The 25,024-nt window shown below is 71.6% G+C and carries 21 protein-coding genes and 2 pseudogenes; 10 read left to right on the forward strand and 13 right to left on the reverse strand.

Annotation, left to right across the window (positions count from 1 at the left end):
• The first annotated feature begins 6 nt into the window (after positions 1-6).
• From AB0C04_RS28985 to AB0C04_RS29020, 8 genes are all read left to right on the forward strand, one after another.
• Positions 7-654, forward strand: coding sequence for a methyltransferase domain-containing protein (locus tag AB0C04_RS28985; RefSeq protein WP_357060657.1), 648 nt, complete (start codon positions 7-9; stop codon positions 652-654).
• Between the two features lie 83 nt (positions 655-737).
• Positions 738-1,223, forward strand: a complete 486-nt coding sequence (locus AB0C04_RS28990) for a hypothetical protein (RefSeq protein ID WP_357060660.1) — start codon at positions 738-740, stop codon at positions 1,221-1,223.
• Entirely contained in the window at positions 1,216-1,692 is a 477-nt protein-coding gene (locus AB0C04_RS28995; RefSeq protein ID WP_357060662.1) for a VOC family protein, read from the forward strand. The genes AB0C04_RS28990 and AB0C04_RS28995 overlap by 8 nt, the downstream gene beginning before the upstream one ends.
• Before the next feature lie 26 nt (positions 1,693-1,718).
• Entirely contained in the window at positions 1,719-2,060 is a 342-nt protein-coding gene (locus tag AB0C04_RS29000) for a YciI family protein (RefSeq protein WP_357060665.1), read from the forward strand.
• A gap of 7 nt (positions 2,061-2,067) precedes the next feature.
• Positions 2,068-3,267, forward strand: coding sequence for an RNA polymerase sigma factor (locus AB0C04_RS29005; protein WP_357060668.1), 1,200 nt, complete (start codon positions 2,068-2,070; stop codon positions 3,265-3,267).
• Complete coding sequence (locus AB0C04_RS29010; protein WP_357060671.1) at positions 3,264-3,596, forward strand: hypothetical protein; 333 nt, start codon at positions 3,264-3,266, stop codon at positions 3,594-3,596. The genes AB0C04_RS29005 and AB0C04_RS29010 overlap by 4 nt, the downstream gene beginning before the upstream one ends.
• Complete coding sequence (locus tag AB0C04_RS29015; protein WP_357060674.1) at positions 3,596-4,177, forward strand: carboxymuconolactone decarboxylase family protein; 582 nt, start codon at positions 3,596-3,598, stop codon at positions 4,175-4,177. The genes AB0C04_RS29010 and AB0C04_RS29015 overlap by 1 nt, the downstream gene beginning before the upstream one ends.
• 447 nt (positions 4,178-4,624) lie before the next feature.
• Entirely contained in the window at positions 4,625-5,527 is a 903-nt protein-coding gene (locus AB0C04_RS29020) for an LPXTG cell wall anchor domain-containing protein (protein ID WP_357060678.1), read from the forward strand.
• Positions 5,528-6,106: 579 nt separating this feature from the next.
• Here AB0C04_RS29020 and AB0C04_RS29025 read toward each other — a convergent pair.
• A complete protein-coding gene (locus AB0C04_RS29025) occupies positions 6,107-7,447 on the reverse strand; it encodes an ATP-binding protein (RefSeq protein WP_357060681.1) in 1,341 nt (446 codons plus the stop codon).
• Positions 7,448-7,461: 14 nt separating this feature from the next.
• Complete coding sequence (locus tag AB0C04_RS29030; protein WP_357060684.1) at positions 7,462-8,391, reverse strand: BTAD domain-containing putative transcriptional regulator; 930 nt, start codon at positions 8,389-8,391, stop codon at positions 7,462-7,464.
• A gap of 354 nt (positions 8,392-8,745) precedes the next feature.
• On the opposite strand from AB0C04_RS29030, the gene AB0C04_RS29035 reads away from it, so the two are divergent.
• Complete coding sequence (locus tag AB0C04_RS29035) at positions 8,746-9,435, forward strand: response regulator transcription factor (RefSeq protein WP_357060687.1); 690 nt, start codon at positions 8,746-8,748, stop codon at positions 9,433-9,435.
• A gap of 113 nt (positions 9,436-9,548) precedes the next feature.
• Here the strand turns inward: AB0C04_RS29035 and AB0C04_RS29040 are convergent, their stop codons facing one another.
• From AB0C04_RS29040 to AB0C04_RS29075, 8 genes and pseudogenes are all read right to left on the reverse strand, one after another.
• A complete protein-coding gene (locus AB0C04_RS29040; protein WP_357060690.1) occupies positions 9,549-11,744 on the reverse strand; it encodes a hypothetical protein in 2,196 nt (731 codons plus the stop codon).
• Between the two features lie 8 nt (positions 11,745-11,752).
• Complete coding sequence (locus tag AB0C04_RS29045; RefSeq protein WP_357060692.1) at positions 11,753-12,133, reverse strand: hypothetical protein; 381 nt, start codon at positions 12,131-12,133, stop codon at positions 11,753-11,755.
• 188 nt (positions 12,134-12,321) lie between these two features.
• Positions 12,322-19,260 (reverse strand): SdrD B-like domain-containing protein, encoded by a 6,939-nt coding sequence (locus AB0C04_RS29050; protein WP_357060694.1) that lies wholly within the window; start codon positions 19,258-19,260, stop codon positions 12,322-12,324.
• 117 nt (positions 19,261-19,377) lie between these two features.
• Complete coding sequence (locus tag AB0C04_RS29055) at positions 19,378-20,304, reverse strand: CopD family protein (protein ID WP_357060697.1); 927 nt, start codon at positions 20,302-20,304, stop codon at positions 19,378-19,380.
• Positions 20,301-20,897: a copper resistance CopC family protein gene (locus AB0C04_RS29060; protein WP_357060700.1), complete on the reverse strand. Its 597-nt coding sequence runs from the start codon at positions 20,895-20,897 to the stop codon at positions 20,301-20,303. The genes AB0C04_RS29055 and AB0C04_RS29060 overlap by 4 nt, the downstream gene beginning before the upstream one ends.
• A gap of 154 nt (positions 20,898-21,051) precedes the next feature.
• A pseudogene (locus AB0C04_RS29065) lies at positions 21,052-21,402 on the reverse strand (transposase family protein); the annotation flags it as partial.
• A gap of 347 nt (positions 21,403-21,749) precedes the next feature.
• Positions 21,750-22,031 (reverse strand): annotated as a pseudogene (locus tag AB0C04_RS29070) (hypothetical protein); the annotation flags it as partial.
• A 92-nt stretch (positions 22,032-22,123) separates the two neighbouring features.
• Positions 22,124-22,330, reverse strand: a complete 207-nt coding sequence (locus AB0C04_RS29075; RefSeq protein ID WP_357060702.1) for a hypothetical protein — start codon at positions 22,328-22,330, stop codon at positions 22,124-22,126.
• Between the two features lie 560 nt (positions 22,331-22,890).
• Here AB0C04_RS29075 and AB0C04_RS29080 point away from each other — a divergent pair.
• Complete coding sequence (locus AB0C04_RS29080) at positions 22,891-23,016, forward strand: hypothetical protein (RefSeq protein ID WP_350876935.1); 126 nt, start codon at positions 22,891-22,893, stop codon at positions 23,014-23,016.
• A 107-nt stretch (positions 23,017-23,123) separates the two neighbouring features.
• On the opposite strand, the gene AB0C04_RS29085 is transcribed toward AB0C04_RS29080, so the two are convergent.
• From AB0C04_RS29085 to AB0C04_RS29095, 3 genes are all read right to left on the reverse strand, one after another.
• Positions 23,124-23,507, reverse strand: a complete 384-nt coding sequence (locus tag AB0C04_RS29085) for a hypothetical protein (RefSeq protein WP_357060706.1) — start codon at positions 23,505-23,507, stop codon at positions 23,124-23,126.
• Positions 23,504-23,686, reverse strand: coding sequence for a hypothetical protein (locus AB0C04_RS29090; protein ID WP_357060709.1), 183 nt, complete (start codon positions 23,684-23,686; stop codon positions 23,504-23,506). Before AB0C04_RS29090 ends, AB0C04_RS29085 begins: the two co-directional genes overlap by 4 nt.
• Before the next feature lie 366 nt (positions 23,687-24,052).
• Positions 24,053-24,712 carry a DUF2306 domain-containing protein gene (locus AB0C04_RS29095; RefSeq protein ID WP_357060712.1) on the reverse strand — a complete coding sequence of 220 codons (660 nt, stop codon included), beginning with the start codon at positions 24,710-24,712 and terminating at the stop codon, positions 24,053-24,055.
• Positions 24,713-25,024 lie beyond the last annotated feature (312 nt).

Below are 25,024 nucleotides of genomic sequence, written 5' to 3' on the forward strand. Positions count from 1 at the left end.
GCGACCGTGACCGCCGCACCTGACCAGACCGCCAAGGCACGACGGGTGTGGGACAAGTCCGCACCCAGCTACGACAAGCAGATCGCCTTCTTCGAGAAGGTCCAGTTCGGCGGTGGCCGGGAGTGGTTGGGCGCCCGCGTCCACGGTCGTGTCCTCGAGGTCGCGATCGGCACCGGCCGGAACCTGCCGCACTACCCGACCGACGTCACCGTCACCGGCGTGGAGCTCAGCCCGGCGATGCTCGCCCTCGCCCGGAGGCGTGCCGCCGATCTCGGCCGCACCGTCGAACTCCACGAGGGCGACGCCGAGCATCTGCCCTTCGCCGACGCGTCGCTCGACACCGTCGTGTGCGCGCTGTCGCTGTGCGCCATCGCCGACCCGGCCGCAGCGATTGGCGAGATGTACCGCGTCCTTGTCCCGGGCGGTCGGCTGCTGCTGCTCGACCACATCGGCAGCACCTGGCCGCCTATCTACGCCGCGCAGTGGCTCCTGGAACGGATCACTATCCCCGCCGCGGGCGAGCACTTCACCCGCCGTCAACTGCCCCTCGTGCGCGCGGCCGGGTTCGAGATCGTCGAGGTCGAGCGGCTCAAGGCCGGCAGCGTCGAGCGGATCCGCGCCCGCAAGCCCGACGCCGAGACACCCGCCGGATGACCGGCCCGGGTGGGGCGGCGCTGCTCCGGCCGAGACTGGGTGCCGGGCGGGAGGCGGAGGTCTACGCGTGGGGCAGCACTGCGGTGCTCAAGCTCCACCGCCCCGGTTTCGAGGGTCACCACGCCGAGGCGGCCGTGCTCGGCGCGCTCGACGGTGCGGGCCTCGCGCCGAGGCTGCACGACGTCGTGGATCACGAGGCCCGCACCGTCTTGGTGCTCGACCGCTTCGACGGACCGAACATTTTCACACTGCTGCAGCGTCGACCGTGGCGCGTGCTCGGCCTGGCCCGGGCGCTGGGCGATGCGCATCGGGCCGTCCACGACGTCGCTGCGCCCGCCGACCTTCCCGACCTGCGCCGGGCCCTCGCAGCCCGCATGTTGGTCATCGCCGTGCCGATCGCCTGTGGCAGCGACCCACCTGCGGTCGAGCACAGCGGCCCGTCACGCCGCGACGCCCGGCGAAGCACCACCCGCCGGAAATTTTCTGAGCCGGGTGTCGGATCAGGCTCGCCGCCGGTCGTCTCCCTGGTAGAGGTAAGCCACCGAGCCGAGGAGCACACCGATGACTGAGCCTGCGAAGCCCGACCCCATTCCCGCCACCTACCGGCGCGTCACCCCGTGCCTCGTCGTCGACGGTGCCGCGAAGGCGCTCGCCTTCTACGCCGAGGTGTTCGGCGCCACCGAACGGATGCGCATGCCCGGTCCCGGCGACATGATCGCGCACGCCGAGATCGAGATCGGCGACTCGGTACTCATCGTCGAAGATGCCGACCCGTACCGCGGCACCACCGCACCACCCGCCGACGGCCTGCCCGGCACACCGGTCTTCCAGTTCATCTACGTGCCCGACGTCGACGCTACCGTGGCGAAGGCTGTCGAGTCCGGCGCGACGCTCAAGCGGGCCCCGGAGAACCAGTTCTACGGTGACCGGGACGGCTTCATCGTCGATCCGTTCGGTCACGCCTGGACCGTCGCCACGCATGTCGAGGACGTTGCCCCCGACGAGATGGCCCGCCGCATGGCCGCCCTGTTCGCCTGACCCGTCCACGTGCGAGAGGAGCACCGATGAAGTACGTGTTGATGTTCGTCGAGACCGAGCAGTTCGCCACCGACCTGGCCGCCATGGACGAGCCCGAACGGGAACGCGCCTACGGCCGCGTCCAGCAGTGGTTCGCTGAGCACCACGACAAGATCACCCACCACACGCACCTGCTGCCGGTCGACACCGCCACCACCGTGCGACTGGACAGCGGCGGGCCGTTGGTCTCCGACGGTCCGTTCGTGGAGGGCAAGGAGGTCGTCTCCGGGTACGCCGAGATCGACGTCGCCGACCTGGACGAAGCGCTGCGGATCGCGAAGTCCTGGCCGGCCTGCCCGATCGTGGAGATCCGGCCGATCGCCGCCTGAGCCTGACATGGCTTTTCCGCCGACGCACGACGAGCTCGCCCTCGTGGTCCGCGACCACGCGGGCCGGCTCGCCGCGTCCCTGGTCCACCTCGTCGGCGACTTCGCCACCGCCGAAGACCTCGTCGCCGACGCCATCGAGGCCGCCCTCACCCACTGGCCCATCGACGGCATCCCCGAGCGACCCGACGCCTGGCTGTACACCGTCGCCCGCCGCCGCGGGCTGGACCACCTGCGCCGCGAGGACCGCCACCGGCAGAAGCTCACCCTCGTACCGTGGCCTGCTGAGCCGGAACCCGACGACCGGCTTCGGCTGATCTTCACCTGCTGCCACCCGGCGCTGCCCCGCGCCGCCCAGGTCGCGCTCACGCTGCGCGTCGTGTGCGGACTCACCACCACCCAGATCGCCAAGGCGTTCCTCGTGCCCGAGAGCACCGTCGGGCAACGCATCACCCGCGCCAAACGGAAGATCAGCGACGCCGGCATCCCGTACCGCATCCCGTCCGCCGACGAGCTCGGCTCCCGACTCACCGAGGTCCTCGCCGTCATCTACCTACTGTTCAACGAGGGCTACCTGTCCACCACCGGCGATCGGACGCACTCCCGCGACCTCACCGGCGACGCCGAGTTCCTCGGCGCGCTCCTGCACACCCTCATGCCCACTGAGCCCGAGGTCGCCGGCCTCCTCGCGTTGATCCAACTGCACCGCGCCCGCGCCGCCGCCCGCTTCGACGACCGCGACGAGATCATCCAACTGCACGACCAGGACCGGTCGCGATGGGACTACAACGCCATCGCCGCCGCCGGACAGCTCATCGCCCGCGCCGCCGCGCAGCAGCGACCCGGGCCGTACCAACTGCAGGCCGCGATCGTCGCCTGCCACGCCGAGGCCCGGACCTGGGAGGAGACCGACTGGGTCCAGATCGTCGTGCTCTACGACATGCTGCTGCGCCTGGCACCATCACCGGTCACCCGGTTGCACCGCGCCATCGCTCTGCGCTACGTCACTGGCTCGGCCGCCGCGCTCACCGAGGTCGACGCCCTGCACGAGGCGCTGAGCGACTACCACCTGTTCCACGCCACCCGCGCCGAGTTCCTCCACACTCTCGGAGACACGACAGCGGCGCACGCCGCGAACGAACGCGCCCTCGCGCTGACCACCAATCCCGCCGAACAGTCGCTGCTGCGGCAGCGCCTCGAATGGAGATGACCACGCCAGACGGCAGCCGGAAGCGGGCAGCGCACCTGGCGCTGGTCGACCGCATTGTGCACGGCGCCGGCCGGGCCCCCACTGAGCAGCGTGCCGCCGCCTTCGCGGGCGATCCTCTGCCGCCGCCGCTGGACACGCTTCTCAACAAGGTCACCGCGAGACCAGTACGCGTCACCGAGGCCGAGATCGCCACGGCCAAGGCGGCCGGCTACACCGAGGACGAGCTGTTCGAACTGGTGGTCTGCGCCGCGGTCGGTCACTCCGCACGGCTGTACTCGGCCGGGCTGGCGGCTCTGGCCGACGCCACGGACGACGGGCGGACCGGCTGATGCGCCTCGACATCCTCGACCGCGGCTACCGCCCCGGCGCCAAGTTGCTGTTCACGTTCATCCGCCTGTTCTCCGGCCACCCCGTGCCCGACGCAGCCAAGATCGTGTTCTACCGGCCCGACTTCTACGGCGCCCGGGCCAAGGACGCCACCCACGAGGCGATGCGTGGACCGTCGCCCTGGTCGGTCGCCGACCGGGAGCTGATGGCGGCCTACGTCGCCACCGTCAACGAGTCTGAGTTCTGCACCGCCGCGCACACCGCGACCGCCCGGCAGGCGTACCAGAGCGAACCGATGGTCACGGCGGTGCTGACGGACTTGGAGACCGCGCCGATCGCGGAGCCACTCCGAGCGACCCTGCGGATGCTCGGCAAGCTCCTGACCGAGCGGACGGTCGGTGCCGCCGACATGCGGCAGGTGCTCGCCGCAGGTGCCACCCGGGAACAGATCGAGGACGCGCTCGCCGTATGCGCGGCGTTCGACACCACCGCACGCCTGGCCGACGCCTTCGGGTTCGAGATCCTCAGCCATGAAGGCTTCGACGCCGGCGCCAAGTACCTGCTGAGGCGGGGCTATCAGTAGCGGTCGGCGAACCGATCGCAGGCCGGCCTTCATGCTCGATCCAGAACTTCGGCAGAGGCCCTTGGTCCAGGTGTCCGCCCTCGGCGGCCGCGAGGGCGTGAACCTCGTTCGGGGCGGTACTGGATGTCGGTCTCCACTGGTCGCCCTTCCCTGGTTGGCGTTGAGGTGGTGCAGCAGGCTTCTCTCAGGTCGCCCGTGCCCGGGACTTCGCTGCGAGGTAGGCGTGCAGGAGCCGGGCATGGGCCGAACAGCCGATCCGCTCTGTCGTCCAGCGTGCATGGTGTGGGCCGCGCGACCGACCGTCCTCGGCCCGAACAGGCGACCGTCGCGGATTGACGACTGATAGTAGTGATCCTCGCGTTGTGCCTGGTCCGGGCTGTCGTTGATCCAGTCGGACTGCCCAGTTCCCGCCGGCGAACGGGAACCGACACTCAACCAAGGGGTTCTATGCGCACGCTCAAGATTGTCGGCGCCACGGTCGGCGCGATCGTTCTCTCGTCCCTGGCTCTGGCCGGTTCCGCCCAGGCCGCGCCCGGCGATCCGGTGTGGACGGCCAACGGTGACTCGGCCATCACCGGCCAGCACGCCGTCACGCTGACCGGCGGCAACACCTCCGTCGAGGCCGCGAACCTCGGCGTCGACGTCGAGGCCGGCACCGAGATCAGCTTCTCCTACGAGCTGTCCGCCGGCGCGGTGTGCAACGGTGGCGCCCCGCGCGTCTTCGTCGTCGTCGGCGGCGTCAACACAAACTCGTGGGATCAGAACATCGGCGGCGGCACGCAGTGCGGCGCGGACGGCGCGGTCACCTTCACCGTCGCGGAAGCCGGCGCCATCGGGGCGGCCGGCGTGGTGTACGACAACGGCACCGCCGGCACAGTGGTCGTGACGAACCTGAAGATCGACGGCAAGGCCATCAACTTCCAGGCGGTCGAGCCGGGCGCCGAACCGACGAAGACGCCGACCACCCCGCCGACCCGCCAGCCCGCGGAGCCGCGCGACTGCGAGGCGTACGTCTACACCGGCACTGCGCAGAACCTGTGCGCCGACTTCCCCGACCCTCCCGGCACGGTTAACTGCTCTGACGTGAAATACCGGGTCACGTTGGTGGACGTGAACAACGACCCGTGGGGCCTGGACGGCAACAGGGGCACGCCGGGGATCGGCTGCGAGTCCAACCCCCTCAAGCCGAACACCGTCCCGCCGACCACCAGCCCCGCGCCGGGCGCGGGCGGCGGCCTTCCCGTCACCGGTGTCAACGCCACTGCGCTCGGCGCCGTTGGTGTGATCGCGGTGCTGGCTGGCGTGGCGCTGGTGGTGGCGCGCCGTCGTCGGGTCCGCTTCGACGCCTGACCTTCACCGGAACGCCCCCGCTGCCGTGAGGTGGTGGGGGCGTCCGTGTTTGCCGGACGCGGCTACTGGGTCGGTGCGGCCCCCGCGACCGCACCGAGGACGGCGGGGCGCGGCCAGATGTGGGCGACACTCTCCACCGCGCCGGGAATCCGGCACGGGCAGCCCTCGGCCTCAACGAGGCCGACGCCGGCGGAGAGCCGGTTGGTGGCGCAGACGACGGTCCAGGACGGCACAGGGCCTGCGGTCTGGACGTAGGGCTGCCGTTCGCCGCACTCACTGACTCCCGGCAAGGGCACGACGATCCGGGCTTCGGTGGAGCCGCGCATCCTGAACGGCGCCGTTGCGTCGTGGGATGGGAAGACGCGTTAAGCCCATTGCCGGGTGGGCGGTCAGATCGCTCGGGCGAGTTCGCCAACGCCGCTGCGACCCGCAGAGCGGGCGGTGTGTCGAGCAACGGCGGCACACCGTACACCGAATGTCGCCGGCCCTGCTCGTACCAGCCGCCCAGCCGTCAGCCCACACGGACCGCCCCGGACGAGCGGCCGAGCTGCGCTGTTGCGCCTCTGCAGGTGTCGCGGCCTACCGGCGCCACGGCACCCATCGCCGATGCTGACCGCCGTCGTCGAGCGGCAGGACTACCGTGACCACCGTGCCAACCCCCGGCGCGCTGGTGACGGAGAGCGTGCCCCGGACCTCCCGGACCGCCTCGCCGAGAAGCCGCATTCCGAGGTGATCGGGCTGGGGCGGATCGGTCGTGTCGAAGCCGACGCCGTTGTCGTCAACGGTCAACCGCACCTGATCGCCAGAGGTCTCGACCGTGAGGTCGATCCGGTCGGCGTGGGCGTGCTTGTCTATGTTGCGCAGCGCTTCGCGGGCGCTGCGGTAGAGCAGTTGGCGGACGTTGACCGGCAGCTCGGACGTCTCGACGACCCGCACGTGGCAGACCTTGCCCGTCGCGCGCATCGGTTCCGCCAGCTCGTCCAGAGCGGTCGGGAGTCCGGTGACGGACAGGTCCGGCGGATGGATGTCGACCATGGCCCGCCGCAGCGCCCGTACATCCCGTTGCACGGTGGCGGAGAGCCGACGAACGGTCTCCCGGAGCCGCTCGCCCCCGCCGGACAGGCGCAGCTCCACCGCCCCCAGGGAGTAGCCCACCCCCGCCAGGTCCTGGATGACCTCGTCGTGCAGGTCCCGGGCGATCCTTCGCCGTTCCAGCTCGGATGCGGCGATGGCGTGCTCCAGCAGACGGCCCCGTTCGCGATGGGCGTGGTCCAGTCGGCGGGCGAGCGCCAGCGCCAGCGGAAGCTGGAACAGCTGCAGGACGACAATGGCCAGCAGCGCCAGCGGCGCGAGCCGCCAACCGATGTACCGCGCGTCGTCCTCCAGCCGGTCCGCCGGGAAGTACGCCTCGAACAACACCGGCTCCCCGTCGGTGCCCGACAGGCTCAGGTAGACCTCAACCAACCGCTCGACCTGTTGTTCGTACTCGTGCTCGGCCCGATCCAGCTCGCTGATCTCGGCCGTCACCCGGTTGGTCCCGGCGAGTGCACGGTCCTCGGCCGCGAGCTCGTAGCGGCGCCCGATCAGCTCCGCCTGGTCGGAATAGAGCACCCGTCCGTCGAAACTCCACACCTTGACCCGGACCACCGAGCCGTCCCGCATCCGGGCCCGCACCGCCTCGTCGAGCGCCCGCAGCGCCATCGGATCTCCGGCCCGCAGCCTCGGCGTGCAGTGGGGCGAGATCAGCCACTCGGCCATACCACGCGCGCTGTGCTCGGCGAAGTGCACCGCCTGTTCCCGGGCCAGATGGACGCTCGCCAGGGACACTGCGACCGCTACCCCGATGATGGCCAGCGCGTTGAGGCAGAGGAAGTAGCGGACCGCCCGACGGAGTTCCGGACGCGGCGTGGATCGGCGCACAGCGCGGCGCACGATCAGGAAACCGCGGAGAGCGGGGTACGGGCGGGCGTGTCGGCCAGCTCGGTCGCCTCGGTCAGCAGTTGCGCCAACCGCCGCGCCGAGGTGCCGGCGCCCTCGCCGACCGCGCGCAGGTCGCCCACCGCGGCGAGTTCGCGGGCCATGGCCCGGATGGCGGCCACCACCCCGTCCACGCAGCCGGCGGACACTTCCTGCCGGAGCAGGTCGAGGAAGAGGTGCCGCAGCTCCGCCGACGGCTCGACACCGAGCTCATGACTGAGCAGCCGCCGGCACTCGTCGTACGCCCGGAGCGCTGCGGCCCGGTCGCCGTCCGCCCGGTGGGCGGCGACCCGCAGGTACCAGCCGCGCTCCGCGAGCGGGTCCCACCGCAGGGCCCGCGCGGCGAACTCCAGCGCCACCGGGGCATCGCCGACGGCGAGGGTGTGAGCGGCGGCGCCGACCAACGCGTCGACGATTCGCTTGCGATAACGCTCGCGGGCATCGACCGCCCAGTCGGCGAACGGCTCGTCGACCAGCAACGGCTCATTCGCCAGCATCAGGGCCGCGCGCAGCGGCGGTAGGGCCCGGCTCGGGCCGCAGCCGGCAGCAGCAGCGAGCAGGGCGTCGAAGCGAGTCACGTCTACGCTGACCCGGTCACTGTCCAGGCGGTAGCCGCCGTTGCGGGTGAGGATCACCGAACGCCGCACCGATCCCTGCGGATCTAGGCGACGCCGCAGCACGGACACGTAGCTCTCCAGGGTGGCCACGTGGTTCGCCGGCGGCCTGCCCAGCCACAGCAGCTCGGCCAGCTCGTCCTTGGGCAGCGCGCCCCGCAGGGCGAGCAGCGCCAGGATCTGGCGGGGCTTCACGCCCCCGAAGTCACGGCCCGACAGCACAGCTCGGCCGGCCCGCACCCGGACCGAGCCGAACAACTGGATCTCGTACATCAGGCCCCCCTGCCCCCGCTCCTTCTTCCCCGACTTGACTCTGCAGGTTGGCGCTACTGTGCGGTAGCCACTTCCGTCGCCAGTGGACCCCCGAATCCTTGGGGGGTGCCATGCCGGACCGGCGCAGCCTGGCCCTCGGTCTGCCGATGCGTCACGCCGGTTGGAGTCCGCTCCTCGCCCCAACCGGTACCGGCGGTGCCCGATGGCGGGCAGGCGAGGTGTCGGGAAATGGTTCGGCCATCGCCGTCCGGCCGAGAAGGGCGGGCCGTTAGGACGGATCGATGACGTGGAGTCACTTTCTAGACTGCCAAGGACGGGCGAGCGGCACCGGCGCGCCAGGAGCAGGAGGTCATGATGCGGTCCGTCGGGTCATCGGAGTCCGAGACCGACCGGGCGATCCGGGTGCTGGTGGTTGACGACCACCAGACCTTCGCCGACCTGCTCGCCCTGGCGCTCGACGGGCAACCCGCCCTGACCTGTGTCGGACATGCCAGGACCGCCGCGGACGCGCTGCGCCTGGTCGACCAACTCCGACCCGACGTGGTGCTGATGGATGTCGGGTTGCCCGACCTCGATGGCATCGCGGCCACCGAGCTCCTTCACCGGCGGCATCCGGACGTGCGGGTGGTCGTGCTCACCGCACGTACGGAGCCCGCGTTGCTGGGTCAGGCGATGGCGGCCGGTGCGGTCGGCTTCCTTGCCAAGGACGGCGCGCTCGGAGATGTGCTGCACGCTCTGCGGGCCGCGCACCACGGCACGACGACCGTCTCCGCTCACCTGCTCACCGGTTTGCTCGCCACAGCGCGGTCCCAGGCTGCGCAGGACGCTGCGCCCGGCGGGCTGACCGGCCGGGAGTATGAGGTGCTGCGGTTGATGAGCCAGGGCCAGGACGTGCGGGCCATCGCCCGCGCGCTGGGCATCACGCCGCACACCTGCCGGGGGTATGTGAAGCGGCTACTGGCCAAGCTCGACGCGCACAGCCAACTCGAAGCGGTGGCCATCGCGACCCGTCGTGGGCTGTTGCCCCCGGCTGATGCCGTCTGACCCCGCGTCACCCACCAAGACCCCGCCGATCGGGGCCTCGTGCGCGTGGTGGAGTCGCTCCGTGCCACGAGACGAGGCCCTGACCGGCGGGGTTGCTTCGGCGGAAGCGCCGTCTATCCGGCCGTGACGGCGTAGTTGAGCACCTGCGAGCCGGCCTCGCTGACCGCGTCGATGCGCAGGTTCCCGGCGTTGCCGGTTACCCCCGCAGGCAGCGGACCGCGGTACTGCCAGTCCCCGACCTGGTCGACGCTGACCGGGCCAAGGGTCCCGGACACGCTGGTCGCGGTGTTGCGGACCGTCAACGTCACCGTGTTTGTGCCGGTGGCCACGCTGGAGGTGCCCCGAACCCTCAGGTCGGGCGCGTCGTATGTGGCCGAGGTGATGGCCAGGTCGTCCACCACCTGGAAGACCTGCACGGTGACGAAGTGCGTCGTGCCGTCCCCGCCGCTGACCGTCAATCGGAAATGCAGCGGCACGGCCGGATCGGGCAGCCGAGGCATGGTGAACGTGGCCTTCGCCGAGGTGGGGTTGACCAGGGTCACCGTTGGGTTGCTCCCGATCTTGACCTGTGCCCAGCGGTAGCGCACGACGTTGAGGCTGCCGGAGCCGTCGAGGGTGACGGTGCTGCCGATCTGCCCGTCGAGGCGGCCGACCGCGACTGCCAGCGGGGCGGCGGGGACGTCCACCGCCACCTGGAACCGGGCCGTGGCGCTCAACCCCGTCTGGTCGGTGACCTTGAGTGCGAGGTGAACCGTGCCCGGGTTGAGCGGCGCGAGGAAGCCCGTCACGGGCGCGGACGGGGCGGCGATGACGACCCGGTCCTGGCCAAGACCGACCTTGAACGGAGTGCCGTCGGCGTTGACCTGGGACCAGGCGTAGGTGAGTGCACCCATCCCGATCGACTTGGTGGCGTCGAGTGCCACCGAGGCGCGCGGCTGCACGTTGGTCGGGTGGACCGGCGCCGCGGTGGGCGGAAGGATCGGCGTCGGGGTGACCGTGGCCTTGACCGGTACCTCGATCGAGCCGCCCTTGTCGGAGCGTACGGTCACCTTGAGCGGCGGGGCTTCCAGGTCGAGGATACGGGCCAGCCCGGTGGAGTCGGCGGCGCCGCTGGTGCCGGCGGGGCCGTGGAGCGTGAGCTTGGCGGCAGGGTCGGTGCTGGCCGCGCGTACGGCGAGGACCGGCCGTCCGGCCGCGTTGAGCAGCCAGGTCGCCGCCGTGACGTTCACCCCGTCGACGACCTTGACCGTACGGGTGGCGACAGGAGTGTCGCTGAGGTTGCGGATGGTCAGCGTTCCTGGCGCGCTCTGCCCGGCGTAGGAGACGTTGGCGACGTAGCGGCCGTGGCTGCCGTACATCTGCCGGCGGGCCACGTGCCCCTGGTCGCCGAGGGCGCCGTTCTCCACCACGATGACCTCGTTGTCGTCGGAGGTGGCGTGGACGAGGATGGTTCCGCCGTCGGTGCCGTCGGTGTTCCGGGTGTAGATCGCCGACTCCGGCGCCACGTCGGCGTTGACGGCCTTCTTGCCCATGATTGACCACTGTGCCTGCTGGACGCAGTCGGTGGCCGCGACTCCGACCGGCAGGGGGTTGCACAGGGCGTTTGACGGCGCACCGGCCGCCACGTCGGGGCCGATGAGCTGGAAGTAGTTGGTGTTGTACGGGCTGCCGGTGAACGTGTGCTCGGCGTTCGGGTCACCGATGTACCCGTCCGGCGGGGCCGGGTTGCGGGTATCCCAGCGCAGGAACGGTCCGAGCCGGCTGTTCAGCGCGCCGCTGAAGTTGTTGGTGCCGATGCCGATGTCTTCGGTGAAGTTGATCTCGCCGCCCTCGGCGGTGAACACCTCCTGGCCGTACGGGTGGACGACCCGGTAGGTCTCGCCCGCCTGGAGCCCGTCCACGCGGATGCGGATCCGGCCGAACGTGATCTGGTCGCCCGGACGGGCGACCTCCATCGCGAATGCGCCCTCCAGCGCCGTCTCCACCTGCGCCGAGAGGTTGCCGACGTCCAGCTCGCCGACCGCCGCGTTGTAGAAGAACTCGTCCGGGAAATGGTCAGGCATCGACGGCGCACCGGTGAAGCCGTTGGCCACCAGCCCGCACAGATCCGCCGGCGCCGTGTCCAGACACGGCTCCAAGCGCAGGCCAGTCTTGTCCGAGTACCAGGCGGGGAAGCCGTGCTCCGCGATCGGCCCCATCGCCTGCAGGCCGGCGTTTTCCGGCACCGCAGCGCTAGCAGGCACCACGAGCAGGGCCGCCGCGGTGAGGGCGGCTACTGCGGCCCCCAGAGCCTTCCGTCGTCGATTCATCTTCGTCCTCACTTGTCGTTGGTCGCTGGGGACGCGGCAGTCGGTCCGCCGTGGCCGGGGCCGTGGTTGGCAGGGTCGTTGGCAGCAGGAGTCCTGGCCGCCTCGGGCGGCAGGACCACCTCGGTGCTGCCGCCGCCGTGGTAGGCGAGCACGCCGTTGGTGGCCTCGACGGGAACATCGAAGATGAGCGTTCCCGACAGCTGGGTGTCCGCCGGGAGGCGTGTCCCGGGCAGGACGGACCTGTGCGGTTTCCGGGCGATCTCGCCGGGAACCTGCAGGGAGAACCGGTCAACGGCGTACGCCAGCGGCTGATCCGCCGAGGCCCGCAGGGTGACGTCGATCGACACTCGGCGTTCCCCATCGGCGACCGGGTCGGCGTCGGTGCCCATCCCCGGCATGGCGTGTTGGGGTCGGGCTGCCGAGATGACCTGTTCGACGGCGACAACTCCCCCGTCGGGCAGGGCGAGCCGGCCGGGTCCGGCATCCGGGGGCGGAGCCGACGCCACTGCCCAGGCCGCGCCAGCGAGCACCGCGGCCACGCCGGCCGCGACGGCGGCAAGCCGTATCAAGCGCTTCATCATCGATTCACCGCCGTCACTGTGAGCTGGTCGACCGAAAGATCGAACGGGTACGCCAGGTCGCCGATAACCCGGATCCGGACCGTCCCGTCCGCCGCGACGGCCCGGGCAGGGGCGGCGATGTCGACGTCCGCCCGAGACTCGTCCAACCCCTGGGTGTACGTGCCGAGCGCCCGCCACGTGTTCGTCGCGACGTCGTACCATTGCAGCCGGACCCGTGTGTTGCGCATGCTCGACCGCAGCGAGGCGGACACGTTGAGCGCCGCGGCCGACCGCAGGTCAGCCGGCACCGCCACCGTCGCCGTCACGTCCGCCGTCGGACGCCCCGCCACCGGGGCGGACGCGACGACCAGGTAGCGCCCGTCGTCGGCCGCGGTCTCCGCCACGTCGCCACGGACGCTGCCGGTTGTCGCCGACCAACCGGACGGTGTGAGCACCGCCGTCCGGCCGGTCCACGGCAGGTCGTACGCGACCGCGAGGTCGGCCGACACATTGCCGACCGCGTCGATCGCCACCGTCCGCAGCACCCGGTCCATCGAGACCCGCACCGGGGCGGTGTAGAGCATGCCTCGGGTAGCGGTCGGCGCCGTGCCGTCCAAGGTGTACCGAATGGTGGCGCCGGCCTCAGCGGTCAACGTGACCGAGGTCGGGCCTGCCAGGGCGCCGACGCCCGGGTTGGCAATGGGCGGTTGCGGCGGGGTGCGGTCCACGCTGTTGTAGTGGCCTACCTCGACGCTCGCCTGGCCGCCGTCGGCCGGTGCGGTCAACGGCACCCGGGCGACGACGGCACCGTCGGCGACCGGGCCGGTTGCCCGCCAGCCCGTCGGCACCGTCACCTCGACGCCGTACCGGGTGCCGGCCTTCACCGGGAAAGCCGCCCGGCCGGTGCCGTCAGTGATGGCGGTGGCCAGCACCTGGCCGGCGGTGTCGAACAGCCGGACCGTCCGATCGGCGAGGGGATCCTCGCCGGCCTCCTGCACGCCGTCGGAGTCATGGTCGTGGAACACGCCCACCGAGACCGAGCCGGGCTGCACCCAACCGCCGGCGGCCTGAGTGTCACGGGCGCGGGTGACCTCAACGTCATAGATGCCGTCGGTGTTCACCCAGGCGATCGGCGACACCGGCGGCATCGGCACGATCTCGTATCGCCCGGGCGGCACGACGGCACCGGCGGTGCCGGTCTCGTCGGTGGTCGTGCGCGCCACCTCGACGTGCTCGTCGGCGGTCACCACAGCGACCGGCCAGTCGGCGAGGGGCGCCTCGCCGGCGTCGCGCCGGCCGTCCCGGTCGGCGTCGTCGAACAGCGTGGAGGTGACCACCCCGTCGGCGAACGCGCCCAGCACGACGACCTCGGTCGCGCCGGCCGGGACCTCGACCGCCCCGTCCGGTCCGCAGTCCAGCAGTGTCACCCCCACGGGGGTGGTAACCAGCGCCTTCGCGCACTGCCACGGCAGACCCGAGTCGGGGCGCAGCACCTGGATCCGCGTGGCGCCGCCCGCCGGGTCGACCACGGCACCGTCGTCGGCGGTCCTGGCCGATGCGATCCGGTCCCCAGCGGTCAGCTTCACCACCAGGCCGCCGATGGTCGGCTCGCCGTCATCGGCCGCAGCGTTGCCGTTGGCGTCGTCGACGGGCCGGACCAGCAGGCCGGGCACGCGTGTGACACCGATCGCCACGCCGGCGGGGCCGGTGCCGACCGTCACGGCGGCGGGCAGCGCGGTGGTCGCCCGCCAGCCGGTACGCGGCCGCAGGTCGGCCGACCAGCCGCCGGCGGTCACGCCGGTGACGGTCGCCGAACCGTCGGGACCGGTGGTGGCCGGTGCCAGCGTGGCGGCACCGTCGAGCGTCACGGTCCAGCCGGGCAGGCCGGCCTCGCCTGAGTCACGGACACCGTCGGCGTCCTGGTCGTCGAAGACCAGGGCCTGCACGGTCGCGAGCGTCGACAGGCCGACCGCCACCTCCGCCCGTCCGGCGTCGTCCGACAGATCGAGGCGCCGCTTGGCGAGACCCACGACCGCCATGCCCGAGGGGGCCTCGACCGCGACGTCGTACGACCCGGGGGCCGGCGAGAACGTCGCGGTGCCGTCGACGGCGGTGGTTGCCGCCGTGACCTCGGCGCCGGCCGGGGTGAGCAGGCGCACCTTCACGCCCCGCCGGGCCAGCTCGCCCGCGTCCTGCACTCCGTCGGCGTCCTCGTCGTCGAACACCCGCACCACCGCGTAGCTACGCTCCAGCGGCATCAGCGGCCAGTACGACGCCGCGTACGGGTTGTCGCGCGGGGTGCGCGGGCTCGGCTGGAAACCGGCGTCGGCCTGCGGCCTGGCATAGACGCGCGCCATCCCCCAGATCCCGTCCGGCAGGGCGAAGCTGGTCGGTGAGGACCACAGGTGGTCGCCCACGGCCGGCAGTCGCACGTGCGCGTTCACGGCCTTACCGGCACCGATGCCGCCCTGGACGCCGACGAGTTCGGTCTGTGCGTCGTACGGCTCCTGCCGCCAGAGCGCGCCGTCGAGTTGGAATCCGGTCTGCCGCGGCTTGTTGCCACCCAGCACCCGCACCCTTACCTGGTCGTTGGCGTAGGCGCGGATGATCGGTGTCGCGGGGTCGCCGTAGGTGACGGAGCTGAACACGTTCGCCCAGCCGGACGTGGTCGCCCCGGTGGCCTTGCCGCCGGGCACCGCGCCGAGGCGTCGGTGCAGCGGGGCGTTGGCGTAGTTCACACCCTTCTCCCCGCCGTCCTCCGTGCCGCCGGCGTGCACGTCACCACCGTCCGGCTCCGGCGGCGCACCGCCTTCGGCGCCCCCCTCCGCGTCCGGCTTGTCCTTGATCTCCGCTCCGCTGGCCGTCCGCAGGTCCATGCCATCCTGGTAGATCAGCGCGGACTCGCGGAAGTCCTGCCGGCCCGCTACCCGGATGTCAGCGGCGGTGCCGCTGCGAATCTCCGAGCCGGTGGACGGGTCGTGGTAGGTGGCGTGCTGCGGCTCGATGACCAGCGCGCCGGCCAGGCCGTGGTGACGGTGTCCGCGGACGTCGCCGTAGTCGACGATGTTCGTCGCGCCCAACTCGCTGTCGGCGAACCACTCGTAGCTGACCGTCTGCCCGATTCCCACCGTCGAGTCGGGGTTGAAGCCGATCGCGGCGCCGTCGGACAGCCGCACGTCATGACGTACCAGCTGTGGGTGCATCGACACCCGGGTGCCCATCGGCGTGCCGGTACGCGGTTCGAGGATCTGCGGCACGTCACCGCCCACGCCGTTGCGGTGGTTGGCGTACTCCGGCGGCAGCGCGTTGCGCAGGTTGACCCTTACGCAGTCCCCGGCGTTGGCGCGGATCACCAGCGGCTCGGGCTTCTTCATTCCGGAACGCACGGCCTGCTCGTCCTGGGCGAGGACGTACATCAGCGCCTTCGGGTCGTTGTCGCCGTACTCGTTGTAGGTCACGCCGCGGTTCAGCGCGACCACGTCGAAGGTCCGCACGGGAACGGCGGGCGGGCAGGCCACGCCGGGCCGTTGCGCGGGCGGCGGCGCCTGCCGCGACGCCGGGGTTGGGGCGGGGCCCGCCGTACCGGTGGGTTGGTTGTCGGGCAGCGCGCGCAGACCCGGGACAGGTGCGCCGTGCACCCGCATGATGCCCCACATGCCGCGCCACTGGTCGTCAATGGAGGTGCCGCCGTACAGGTAGTCACCGCGGCAGGGGGTGTCGGTGTTCTTGCAGTCGAACCCGGGCAGCTCGGCGTTGAACGCCTCCGAGATGCCGATGGTCTGGGCGTTGACCAGCGGGGAGTCGGGGTCGTCCGGCTCCTCGCGCCAGCGCAGCCCATTCACCTGGAACAGGTGCTGCTCCTCCTGCGAGCCCTGGACGACTCGCAGCTTGACGTTGTCCCGGGCGTAGCCCTGCAGCAGCGGGGTCATCGGGTCACCGAAGACCCAGGAGCTGAACTTGTGGGCGGGATCGACCGGCTTGTCGTCACGGGTACTTCGTTCGCTCAGCGGAGCGTTGCGGTAGTTGATCGCGAACGTGCCGGGGTCGCGGTCCGGGTACGCCTCGGGCGCGCCGGGCGCGTTGACCACATCGTGCGAGTTGCGCGGATCGCCGCCCTTCTTCACGAGGGGCACGAAGTCCGCGATGGCGAGGCCGTACTCGCGGTAGTCGTCGTTGGCGCCCGGGCCGATCAGGTCGACGCTCTCCCCGGCCGCCTCGCCGACGCAGCTCGCTGCGCAAGGGGTGCCGTGCGCGGGGTTGTTGATGGGCTGCTTGAACTGGCCGGTGGCCGGGTCACGCACGTCGAAGCCCTGGGGCTCGATGATGAGCGCGCCGTAGTGCCCGCGGTGCTGCACGATCGCCGGGAAGTGGTGGTCGTGGGTGAACGCCGTCCGTAGCTCGTAGTCGGCGTACCACCGCTCGTGCAGGGTCTGGCCCCACAGTCCGCCGGAGTCGGCCGGCGGCGTCCACTCACGGCGATCGTCGATCCGACAGCCGGTGCTCTGCCCGCCGAAGAAGGTGTCGCTCGGTTTGCAGGTCACCTCGCCGGATGCCTGCTTGGCGGTGAGCGCCGCCTGCTCCGAGGTGAAGGCGGCCTGCTGGTAGTTCCAGCCGTTGGAGCCGCCGTCGGAGGCGGTCACGTCGAACTTGACCAGGTGAACGTGCCCACCGGCCATGTTCGTCTGCTTGATCTGCTGGAACGCGTCGCCGCCCACCCAGTTGGGCGCCATCATGGTGAGCGAGAAGTTGATGCAGTCGCCCGCGTTGGCCCGGATGAACAACGGCTCGACCTTCCTACGGCCGGCGAGGATGTCCGGCACGTCCTTGGTCAGCACCATGACTCGGGCCTGCGGGTCGTGGTGGCCGGCCTCGTTGTAGACGAGATCGCGTTGCAGGACGGTGACCTCGTAGTCGACCTCTCGGGCACCGGCGGGGCACGGGTCGGCGTACGGCGCACCTCGCGGCGCGGTACCGCCGTTGTTGTGCCGCGCCACGACGGCGCGCTCGACGGCGAGCTTGGCCTCCTCGATGGTCCTGCCGCCGACCAGCCGGGGTGCGGCCCGCTCCGGGGTCCCGTCGACGCCGCCCTCGGTCACCGAGCCGGGCGGCTGCGGCGCGCGGAACCCGTACGTCCCAGGGATCATGCCGGGGAAGCCGGGGTTGTCCGCGGTCGGGGCAGGCGGCGTTGGCTGGCCCTTCAACGGGATCAGCGGCCGGACGTTCACCCCGTCGGGCGTAGCCGTGGAGCCGTCCAGCCGGACGTCGTGCACGCGCATGATCGCCCAGTAGCCCTCGGCGAAGTGCGGATAGAGATGGCAGTGGAAGATCGAGTCGCCGAACGTGCCGTTCTGCGATCCCGCACCGTAGAGCAGCTCCGCCGTGTAGGCCTCCCCCGGCCCGTAGCTTTGCGAGTCGAGGGTCGACGACGCCGGCTTGGCGCCCGGCCCGTCGCCGCTGGCGCCGTTCTCGCGCGGGTCGGCCAGCCACTGGTGGGCGTGCAGGTGGAAGACGTGGGTCTCCTTCACCCCGGACAGGCCGAAACGGATCTTGGTGGCGTCACCGGTGTAGGTGTGGAAGACGTTGGAGACGAAGCACGACTCGGGCACGCCGCAGTCCTCGGCCTCCTTGCGGTCGCCGGCGCCCTTTGGCAGCCACGGTCCCTTGCCGCTGGCCAGCTTGATAAGCGCCGGGTCGCCGTACGGCCACGACGACAGCCACGTCTCCTCGCCGATGCAGTCCGGGCACGCCTTGGCCTCGCGGTCCTCCATCGGCTCCGAGCCGTAGTTGAAGCCCATGCCGACGTACGGGATCTGGTCCTGGGCGAGCTGGATGCTTTCCCGGAACGATGGCGCGCCCGGCGGGTGGATGTCGGCCTCGACGTACAGTTCGCCGCTCTGGTTCTTCGCGGCGGTGTAGGTGGAGCTGGGGTTGCCGTTTCCAGACAGCACGGCGCCGCTGCGCGGATCGGTCCACACCGAGTCCTTCGGCTCGACGGCGAGCCCGCCGTAGAGCCCGATCCCCCGGGAGCCGGCGTCATGCTCACCGCCGGCCGGAGTGGCCATGTCCTGAAACAGGAACAGCCCCTCCTGCGCCGGCACCCGCCAGAAGTATGTGGTGGACTGCCCGATGCCGACGGTCGGGTCGGCGTTGTTGCCCACGCGTGCACCGCCGTCACCGCGGACGTCCACGACCACACCGGTGGCCTGGATGCCGACCCGCGGCGCGGCGGGCAGCCCGTACACGGGGTCGGACGACAGCCGGTTGGTGAGGGTGACCCGGACGCACTCGCCCTCGTTGGCGCGCAGCACCAAAGGGCGCGGGCGCAGCCGACGGTTGCCCGCGGGATCATCCGCCGCGTTCTCGGCCAGCGGGCGCCACCAGTTGGTGATGGCGGCGACGTCCTGGTCGAGGGCGAAGATGCGGGCGTTGCGCAGCGTCCTGCCGAATCGGTTGAACGGCACGTCGACGGTGATCGCAGATACCGAATAGATGCGCTGCTGCTGACCGGCGACGCAGGGGGCGGCCTCCGCCGGGTCCGCGGCGGCCGCCGGTTGCGCGGGCACCGCGAGCAAGCCGCCTACCATCATCGTGGCCACGGCCGGACGCGACGCGGCGCGGATCAGCCGCACCGGCCGCGGCCGCCGCCAGCGCGACAGCGCGGCCGCGCTCACCACCAGCAGGGTCGCCGCCGCCTGCACCGGCACCTGCCGCAACGCCCCCGCCACGGACACGCCGGCGGCCCACGCCACGGGGACGGCTGTCGCGCTCGCCGTGATGAAGACCGTCCCGGCCGCAGCCAGCCCCGCCGGCACCGGGCGCGACACCCGCCACGACAGCCAGGCGGCTGCGGCGACGGCCGTGACCGCAACCGGAACGGCCACCAGCAGCCGCAGCAGCCCCGGCAGGCCACCGCCGGAAGCTTCCGGAAGGACCGCCAGCGCCAGTCCGACCGTCACTGTCGTAACGGCCAGCGCTGCCGGCGACGGCCGATGCGAATGGACCATGGTCTTCATTGGTTCTTCTCCCCACGCATTCAGGGTTGCGACGTGGACGGTTGCGGGCTTGGCGAGGTTCTACGGCGGCGGCGTCGACACGAGCAGCGCCGCGGCGACAACCGTCGCGACGCCAAGGACGACTTCGAGGGAGACCACGCCGAGTAGCGCAGCTGCACTGTCGTCGACGCGGACCCGGGATCTGGCCCGCTTCAGTCGGCCGATCAGCACCCGGTGGTTGACCCCACCGGCCACGACGATGGCCACGACGAGCAGAAGCTTCATCGTTGCGGCAGCGCCCCAGGTCGTGCCGGACAGCGACCGGAGGTCGACGTCGGCCAGGAAGGGCTGCGCAAATCCGGTGACGACGGCGACCGCGACGGCCAGCACGGCGAGCCGGGAGAAGCGGGCTGCGCACGACAGCAGTACCTGCCGGCGCCGGTCTGCCGTTCCAGCGCGCAGTGCGATGGGGACCACTACGGCAAGGGCCAGCACGCCGGCAACCCAGACCCCGCCGGACGCCAGGTGCAGCAGGTCGACAAGGATTCCGAGGGCGTTGGTGACACCGGCGTGGCTGGTCATCGGCAGGCTGGCAGCCAGCACGACGGCCGGCGCCGCCCAGCCGAGCCAGCCGGCCGGCGCGGGCGCGGCGAGGGCGGTGGCGACCACGAACCAGAGCACCACGGCCACCGGTACGCGGATGGCCGTCCAGCTGCCGACCTGGCTCGACAGGGCCTGCAGCACGGCGTCGCCGGTGTCGTTTTTGGCGGAGGCGGCCTGAAGCTGGTCGGCGAACCGCCAGAAGGTGAGCAGTGCGGACGCCCCGACGGCGACGGCGGCGCACCGCAGAACTTGGCGGAAGCGCGTGACGGCCCGCGGAACCTCTCGCTGAGCGGCGCCCAGCGACCGCAGGAACAGCATCGCCACTGGGAGCGCGCCAACCAGGAGCAGCGCGGACCCGAGGGTGACCGTCCGCAGCGCCAGATCGACGGGCGGCGGGCCGGTCATCGTTTGTCCCTGGTCTGTACGGGCGCGCTGCGGCGACGGGCGAGCACCGCCGCGCCGGCTCCGAGCAGCGCGATGGCCAGTGCTAGAAGGATGTTGATCGGAAAGGTCCCGCTCTCCGACGAGACCGCCACAGCCGTGTCCTGGATATCGGTGCCCTCGGTTGCCGCCGTGGCGGTGAAGTTCGGGCTGTTGTCGGGCGCGGCGGAGGCGCTGGCGGACGGCGAGGCGGACGCGACGCAGTCGGTCTTACCGGCCACGGTGAAGGGCACCTCTCCGGAGATGGGGTGCCCGTCCTCGCTCAGCGCCCGCCACCGGACGGACCACGCACCACTGGCCGGTGGCGGTCCGCCGGTCGGAAGCGTGGCGCGCACGTCGCGGTCCCGGACGGTCACCTGAGCCGGCACGGCACGACCGCACCCGTCGGTGACGGTCAGCGACGCTGACAGGATGCTGCCACCGAAGACCAGCGACACGGAGGCGGGCGCCGCGCCGTTCACCGAGCCTGCCGCCGGGTTGGAGGACTTCAGCTCGCTGTGAGCGACGGCCGGGGCCGGTCTGACCACGTCGACAGCCAGGAACGCGACTATGATCATGGCCGCGAGGAGCAGGCCCGGCACAGACCAGGCCCCGCGCACCCGCGCCCCGCCCATGCGACTGTTCCCCAATGTCCTCACCCCGATCGTTCTCACGAAGAGAACGGTGCGGGGCCGACCTTGGGAAAAGCTTAGGAATCCTTTATCCCGCCGTTATCCGGCCGGCGGGGTCGGCCAGGACCTGCACGTTCACGCCGTGGCGCGTCTGCTTGCCGGAGTAGTAGGGCCGCTGGTCGGCGACCCTGTCGATCGGGATCACGGTCGTCGAGGATCGCATACGCCAGCCGGGCGGCCCGGCGCATCGCTTCGGCGAGGTCCGCGGCGTGGGCGGCGAGCAGGCGACGGCTTCCCGCAGGTACCGCCACACCGTCGTCACCCACACGCCGAAACCGGCGGCGAGGCGGGTGAGGGTGTCACCGTTGCGCAGGTGGGCCAGGGCCACCAGCGCCTGCTGGTGCGTGGGCAACCTGCGCCAGCGGGCGCCGAGCGTCACGCCGCCGCGCACCTGCTCAGCTGCCCTTGATCACGATGAAAAGGGCTCATTGCGGTGCAGCAGCAGAGGATTGCCACTCGCCTTCCCGCATCCGGTGTTCCAGAGCGGCCCGCACCGAAGCAACCAGCACAGCCCGCAGCCGACTCTGCCTCGCCTGGCGAGCCGGCTACTGGGGCGTGAACCGCGGACGTGGTCACCCATCCGTCGCCGGTGCGCTGCAACCAGCACTGGTACGTGCCACTGATCATCGCGCCGTACCCGTTCTGCATCTCCAGCTCGCCGGAGACCCCGTACACGTCGCCCGTCGCGGTCTGCGTTTCCGTGGGCCCTACCCCTGGTCGTGGTGCCTAGATCCCCCACCGTGCCCGGACCTCCGCGGCGTGCTGCTCGGCGACGTCCATGTCGGCGCCGGCCGCGCGCAGCAGCTCGACGATCGGCCCGCTGATGCCCTGCGGATCGGCCAGCGCGGCGCCGGCCTGGATGCCGAGCAGCTTGGGGTCGCGGGTGACGGCGTGCACGGCGGCGATCGCTTCGTCGCGGGGCGCGCCACGCTCATGTCCGATGCAGTAGCGGGCGGCGACGCCGGACAGCTCGGCGAGCAGCAGCCGATCCGCCTGCGGCAGTAATGGCACGTGCACCATCCTACGGACCGGGCCCTTCGACGGCGATGACGACACGAGCGCCCCCGCCACGTGGGGGCGTTCGTCGGCTCCGGGTCAGGACAGCCCGCAGGTCACCGCGTCGGTAGGTCCGGCTGGCCGGTCCGCCAGCGGGGCTGTCCGTCGGCCAGCGTGGTCGTGCACGTCAGGTGTCGCCCGCTGTCGTCGACCATCGTCCGCCCCGGCATGTCGCACGGCTCGCCCGACATCCCGTTCGGCGCCGGTTGAACGGTGAGCGCGGCGACCGCCAGCATGATCAGCCGCCAACGTCCGCACTTCATGCGCTTCACCGAAGATTTCCCCTCGCCGCAACGGTGGGAGGCCCTGCCAGGAACCGGCCTGCCGCCGGCGGCACTCCGCCTCGGGGCAGTCGCAATACCAGCCCAACTCGAAACGGGGGATCCGGTTACCGCCGCACGAGTGAGTAGGCCCGACAGGTCTGCCGATCGCCGCGCAGCCGAGGCAGATCAACGCGACCGGCTCGCTCACCACGGCGCCGGGAGGGCGCGCAGGGCGGCACGCAGGCGTCGGTCCATCGCGACTGTCGGCTCCGCCTGAAAACTGACCACGTGGTTCCGGGCGGAACAGAGGGGTCAAGGTTGAGCCGGCGTTGACACATCCTCGACGCCACGCCGGTGCTGGCACATCGCGTTCCTGTTCCCCAGCGCGGTGATCATCGCGCTCTGACAGTGGGCACAGCGAAGCCCCGGCACCTCGAGGTGCCGGGACTTCGCTGTGGCTATGCCACGCAGAGGTCGGTTCAGGCGGGAATGACGGCTGAACCGTCGGGTACGCGAGCATCGCCACGGGTGGTCCGACGTGCGCGAGAAGGGAGCCCGCGATGAAGGGCAAAATCCTGACAGGGTTGAAGAAGAAGGCGCGGCAGATCATGGTGACCCGCCGCGGCAGGAACAACGTGATCACCAAGCCGGGCAAGGCGACAAGGCCCGGCAGGCGCTATCAGTGAGAGCGTGACCCGGCCCGCGGGACGGTCGGGCGCCAGCGGGGCGGGCCGCCAGTTACCGTGAGGAAGCGTGTCGGGGCGGTTCGTAGCCGCGGCAACGGCAGGGCAGGTCAGAACGGGATGATGGGCCCGCCGCCGGCGAGGCCGCCGTACAACCCGGGCTGCCCGGTGAGCACGTTGCACCCGTTGTCGACGGCGGCGAGTAGCGCGCTGGCCGCGTCGAGTCGACCGACGGTGTCGTATACGACCGCGAGGGCCTGCCAGCTGACCGGGTCGATGGTGAGCACTGCGGCGGCCGGGTGGTTGACGAGCAGGTCGAGGCGGTCACGGTCGGCGACGGCGCGGGAGGACTCGGCGAGGCACAGCACGGGTAGCCCGAAGTGGCAGTCCTCGTCGGCGACCTCGGCGATCACCTCGCCGACGTCAATCGACTTGCGGGTGAAGGCGAGGATCGCGGAGGCGTCGAGGATGACCCGGATAGGGCAATCGTTCACGCGGCGCGGGCGGGCAGGCCGATCTGGGCGCGCAGCTCGGCGTCCAGCTCCGGGGTCCAGCGGCGCTCGGCGTCGTCGAGCTTCCGCCGAGCGCGGGCCTTGCCCTCCGCCGTGACGACGATGCCGGCGGCGGCGAGGATCTCCTCGCTGCGGGCGCCGGTCTCGGGGCTGTTGGCCATGTCCGCAGGATACCCCTGGTCAGGGGTGCCAGTCTCGCGCAACGGCGGCTGCGGGGTGGTGCCGCTGGTGCTGGAGGGGCAGCTGGGGCGTCAGCGCGGGCAATCGGCTCTTCCGCGCCTTGGCGCCCGACGCGGCGGCTGGTGGGGATATCCCCGCCAGCCAAACCGGCCGGGCGGGCCGGCCGGCGGTCGGATCGCTGAATGGCAGAAGATCACGTCCTGCGCCCGGACGCCGTCCGGCACCGTGGTGTCCTGCCGGATGCGGTCGCCGGCCGGGCCCGGCAGCGCCGGCTCACGGCACCACCGGCGGCCGGCGCACCATGGCCCTGTCGGCGAGCGGTGTGCTCGGCAACGCGCCGAAGGGCGTCATCCGGCAGCAGCACGCGGCCGACGAACCGGTCGAAAACGCGCTGTGCGGGCTGGGCGGCGCAGATGCCACTCGGCCACGGCAAGGTTGATCAGCCAACCGGCGAGCACCAGCCCTGCCCGAATGTTCCCGTCGGGCTGTTCGCCTGTCGCCACGAGGTACGGCGCGTGCGTGAACGCCTGCGTGCCGGCGCCGAGGCCGATCGCGTAGCCGCGCACCATCCACGCCCGGTGCCGGGTGAAGTCGCGGCGTAGCGCGGCGGCGAGGCCGAGCAGGATCAGGGCGGCCATGGCCGAGCCGAAGACGAGCCGCATGCCGGCGAGCACGTCGTTGTCGTGGGCCGGCAGGTCGTACGCGAACGTCATCCACAAGCCGGAGACGGCGACCGTCAGTCCACAGGGGACGAGCACCCGGCCGGCGAGGCGGTGCCAGCGGCGGCGGCGCAGGCTGGGTACGAACTGGAAGGCGCCGAGGATCGTGTAGACCACCGCGCCGACGATGTGCAGGACCACCGGCAGGGGCTCGGCGACGAAGCGGGCGTTCGCTGTGGTGACCTCCGGTCCGGCGCCCAGTTCGGTCAGCCGTGCCGCACCGGCGATCATCGGTATCAGGCCCAGCAGGATCAATGCGGCCGGCAGCCGCCACTCGCGCATCGTCATGCCATCGATGGTGGCCGCCGTACCCGCCCCGGCTCATCGACACATGGGCCGCGATCGGGCTGGCCCATGGTCGTACGCCGTCGTCGTACTTTCAGCGGGCGCCGTCGCCGTCCACTCGTCGCCGACCCTGGCGACGGGCGAGACGGTGATGCCGAGCGGGTGGCACCGGCGTCGAGCACGGCGTCGCTCGCTTCCAGGCTCGCGTCGCCGACCCGGTCCGCTGCTCGTCTGAGAGGCCGGCGAGCATCCCGGCGATCCCCGCCGGGCAGGTGCTGACCGAGTGGCGGTGGCCATTTCCTGCCCGAACGGCTC

The sequence above is a fragment of the Micromonospora sp. NPDC048909 genome (assembly GCF_040649635.1).
Classification (GTDB): domain Bacteria; phylum Actinomycetota; class Actinomycetes; order Mycobacteriales; family Micromonosporaceae; genus Micromonospora.